We start from the raw sequence: 4,149 nt of genomic DNA, 5'->3' as shown, positions 1-4,149 counted from the left end.
TGGAAGAAAGTATCAATCCAACCATCAATATTGGTCCTGTTACCTTTGATTTAACTTTGACAGCCTTGACTTTGCTGTCTGTATTTCTGATTTTTGCATTTATCTATTGGGCAAGTCGTAATATGACATTGAAACCCAAAGGTAAACAAAATGTACTAGAGTATCTCTATGATTTTGTAATTGGATTTACAGAACCTAACCTTGGTTCCCACTACATAAAAGATTACTCACTCTTTTACTTATGTTTATTTCTTTTTATGGTCATCGCCAATAATCTTGGTTTGATGGCTAAACTTCAAACAACAGATGGGACAAACCTTTGGACATCGCCAACTGCAAATCTTTCATTTGACCTTGTCTTGTCTTTCTGTATTATTGTGATGGCGCATATTGAGGGGATTCGTCGTCGTGGGATTAAACAATACCTAAAAGGTTTTGTAACTCCTGCATTTATGACACCGATGAATCTACTTGAAGAAGTCACGAATTTCCTTTCTCTTGCTTTGCGGATTTTTGGGAATATCTTTGCAGGTGAAGTAATGACAAGCTTGCTTCTCTTACTTTCACATCAGGCTATTTTTTGGTATCCAATCGCATTTGGGACAAACTTAGTTTGGACTGCATTTTCCGTGTTCATTTCTTGTGTACAGGCCTATGTCTTTACACTATTATCCTCTATGTACCTAGGAAATAAAATTAATGATGAAGAGTAGAAAGGAGTAACTGATGCACGTAACAGTAGGTGAATTAATTGGTAATTTTATTTTAATCGCTGGCTCTTTTATCCTTTTGCTAGTCTTGATTAAAAAATTTGCATGGTCTAATATTACAAGCATTTTCGAAGAAAGAGCTGAAAAAATTGCTTCAGATATTGACAGAGCTGAAGAAGCACGTCAAAAAGCGGAAGTATTGGCTCAAAAACGCGAAGATGAATTGGCTGGTAGCCGTAAAGAAGCTAAGACAATCATTGAGAATGCGAAAGAAACAGCTGAGAAAAGTAAGGCTAGTATTTTAGCAGATGCTAAACTAGAAGCAGGACGCTTAAAAGAAAAAGCAAACCAAGAAATTGCTCAAAACAAAGCTGAAGCTTTACAAAGCGTTAAGGGTGAGGTAGCAGATTTGACAATCAGCTTGGCTGGTAAAATCATCTCACAAAACCTTGATGGTCATGCCCATAAAGAACTCATTGATCAGTATATCGATCAGCTAGGAGAAGCTTAATGGACAAGAAAACAGTAAAGGTAATTGAAAAATACAGCATGCCTTTTGTCCAATTGGTACTTGAAAAAGGAGAAGAAGACCGTATCTTTTCAGACTTGACTCAAATCAAGCAAGTTGCTGAAGAAACAGGTTTACCTTCTTTTTTAAAAAAAGTGGCAGTAGACGAGTCTGACAAAGAAAAAACGATTGCTTTCTTCCAAGACTCTGTGTCACCTTTATTGCAAAACTTGATCCAGGTTCTGGCTTATAATCACAGAGCAAATCTTTTTTATGATGTGCTTGTAGATTGCTTGAACCGACTTGAAAAAGAAACAAATCGATTTGAAGTGACGATTACTTCAGCTCATCCTTTAACAGATGAACAGAAGAGTCGCTTGCTCCCTTTGATTGAGAAAAAAATGTCTCTGAAAGTAAGGAGTGTAAAAGAACAAATCGATGAAAGTCTCATTGGTGGTTTTGTCATTTTTGCCAATCACAAGACAATTGATGTGAGTATTAAACAACAACTTAAAGTTGTTAAAGAAAATTTGAAATAGAAAGTGGTGTTCTTTTGGCAATTAACGCACAAGAAATCAGCGCTTTAATTAAGCAACAAATTGAAAATTTCAAACCCAATTTTGATGTGACTGAAACAGGTGTTGTAACCTATATCGGGGATGGTATCGCGCGTGCTCACGGCCTTGAAAATGCCATGAGTGGAGAGTTGTTGATTTTTGAAAACGGCTCTTATGGTATGGCTCAAAACTTGGAGTCAACAGACGTCGGTATTATCATCCTAGGTGACTTTACAGATATCCGTGAAGGTGATACAATCCGCCGTACAGGCAAAATCATGGAAGTCCCAGTTGGTGAAAGTCTGATTGGTCGTGTTGTGGATCCCCTCGGTCGTCCAGTTGACGGTCTTGGAGAAATCCACACTGATAAAACTCGTCCAGTAGAAGCGCCAGCTCCTGGTGTTATGCAACGTAAGTCTGTATCAGAACCATTGCAAACTGGTTTGAAAGCTATTGACGCCCTTGTACCGATTGGTCGTGGTCAACGTGAGTTGATTATCGGTGACCGTCAGACAGGGAAAACAACCATTGCGATTGATACAATCTTGAACCAAAAAGGTCAAGATATGATCTGTATCTACGTAGCGATTGGACAAAAAGAATCAACAGTTCGTACTCAAGTAGAAACACTTCGTCAGTACGGTGCCTTGGACTACACAATCGTTGTGACAGCTTCTGCTTCACAACCATCTCCATTGCTTTTCCTAGCTCCTTATGCTGGGGTTGCCATGGCAGAAGAATTTATGTACCAAGGCAAGCATGTTTTGATTGTTTATGATGATCTTTCAAAACAAGCGGTAGCCTATCGTGAACTCTCTCTCTTGCTTCGTCGTCCTCCAGGTCGTGAAGCTTTCCCAGGGGATGTTTTCTACCTTCACAGTCGTTTGCTTGAACGCTCGGCTAAAGTTTCTGATGAGCTTGGTGGTGGATCAATTACAGCCCTACCATTTATCGAGACACAAGCAGGAGATATCTCTGCCTATATCGCAACCAACGTGATTTCTATCACTGATGGACAAATCTTCCTTGGTGATGGTCTCTTCAATGCGGGTATTCGTCCAGCCATCGATGCGGGTTCATCTGTCTCTCGTGTAGGTGGTTCTGCACAAATCAAAGCCATGAAGAAGGTTGCTGGTACACTTCGTATCGACCTTGCTTCATACCGTGAGTTGGAAGCCTTCACTAAGTTCGGTTCTGACTTGGATGCAGCAACACAGGCTAAGTTGAACCGTGGACGTCGTACAGTTGAAGTTTTGAAACAACCTGTTCACAAACCATTACCTGTTGAGAAACAAGTAACCATTCTCTATGCTTTGACACATGGTTTCTTGGATACTGTTCCAGTAGATGATATTGTTCGTTTCGAGGAAGAGTTCCATGCCTTCTTTGACGCTCAACATCCAGAGATTTTGGAAACCATTCGTGATACAAAAGACTTGCCAGAAGAGGCAGTCTTGGATGCTGCGATTACAGAGTTTCTCAATCAAACCAGCTTCCAATAAGAATAGAGGTGTCAGATGGCAGTATCTCTAAATGATATTAAAACAAAAATCGCCTCAACAAAAAATACGAGTCAAATCACTAATGCCATGCAAATGGTATCAGCTGCTAAGCTTGGTCGCTCTGAAGAAGCTGCTCGCAACTTCCAAGTTTACGCTCAGAAAGTTCGCAAACTCTTGACAGATATCCTTCATGGTAATGGATTTGGTGGCTCAACCAATCCCATGTTGATTAGTCGTCCTGTCAAGAAGACAGGCTATATCGTCATCACTTCAGACCGCGGTTTGGTTGGAGGTTATAATTCTTCTATTTTGAAAGCCGTTATGGAGTTGAAAGAAGAATACCATCCAGATGGTAAAGGTTTTGAAATGATCTGTATCGGTGGAATGGGAGCTGATTTCTTTAAGGCTCGTGGTATTCAACCACTTTATGAACTACGTGGCTTGGCAGACCAACCTAGCTTTGATGAAGTTCGTAAGATTATTTCAAAAACTGTTGAAATGTACCAAAATGAACTTTTTGATGAACTCTATGTCTGCTACAACCACCATGTCAATACGCTAACCAGTCAAATGCGTGTGGAACAAATGCTTCCGATTGTTGACTTGGATCCAAAAGAAGCGGATGAAGACTACAGCTTGACTTTTGAATTGGAGACAGGCCGAGAAGAAATTTTGGAGCAGTTGTTGCCTCAGTTTGCAGAAAGTATGATTTACGGGGCTATTATCGATGCCAAGACAGCTGAAAATGCTGCCGGTATGACAGCCATGCAAACAGCGACAGATAATGCTAAGAAAGTCATCAATGATTTGACAATTCAGTATAACCGTGCCAGACAGGCGGCGATTACACAAGAAATTACAGAAATCGTAGC

General features: G+C 40.2%; 5 protein-coding genes. All 5 read left to right on the top strand.

The genetic code is table 11. The features are described from left to right. Positions 1 to 713 (top strand): F0F1 ATP synthase subunit A (atpB, locus tag RWM06_RS09475; protein ID WP_313970932.1); only part of this gene is annotated, 713 nt, incomplete at its 5' end. 13 nt (positions 714 to 726) lie between these two features. Further along, positions 727 to 1,221 carry a F0F1 ATP synthase subunit B gene (gene atpF, locus RWM06_RS09470; RefSeq protein WP_000558550.1) on the top strand — a complete coding sequence of 165 codons (495 nt, stop codon included), beginning with the start codon at positions 727 to 729 and terminating at the stop codon, positions 1,219 to 1,221. Beyond that, a complete protein-coding gene (locus RWM06_RS09465; protein ID WP_000359034.1) occupies positions 1,221 to 1,757 on the top strand; it encodes a F0F1 ATP synthase subunit delta in 537 nt (178 codons plus the stop codon). The genes atpF and RWM06_RS09465 overlap by 1 nt, the downstream gene beginning before the upstream one ends. 14 nt (positions 1,758 to 1,771) lie before the next feature. Beyond that, entirely contained in the window at positions 1,772 to 3,277 is a 1,506-nt protein-coding gene (atpA, locus tag RWM06_RS09460; protein ID WP_000996629.1) for a F0F1 ATP synthase subunit alpha, read from the top strand. A 15-nt stretch (positions 3,278 to 3,292) separates the two neighbouring features. After that, a partial coding sequence (locus RWM06_RS09455) for a F0F1 ATP synthase subunit gamma (RefSeq protein WP_313970931.1) occupies positions 3,293 to 4,149 on the top strand: 857 nt, incomplete at its 3' end.

This window comes from uncultured Streptococcus sp. (assembly GCF_963516575.1).
Classification (GTDB): Bacteria; Bacillota; Bacilli; order Lactobacillales; family Streptococcaceae; genus Streptococcus.
This window is presented reverse-complemented; position numbering and strand designations above follow the sequence as displayed.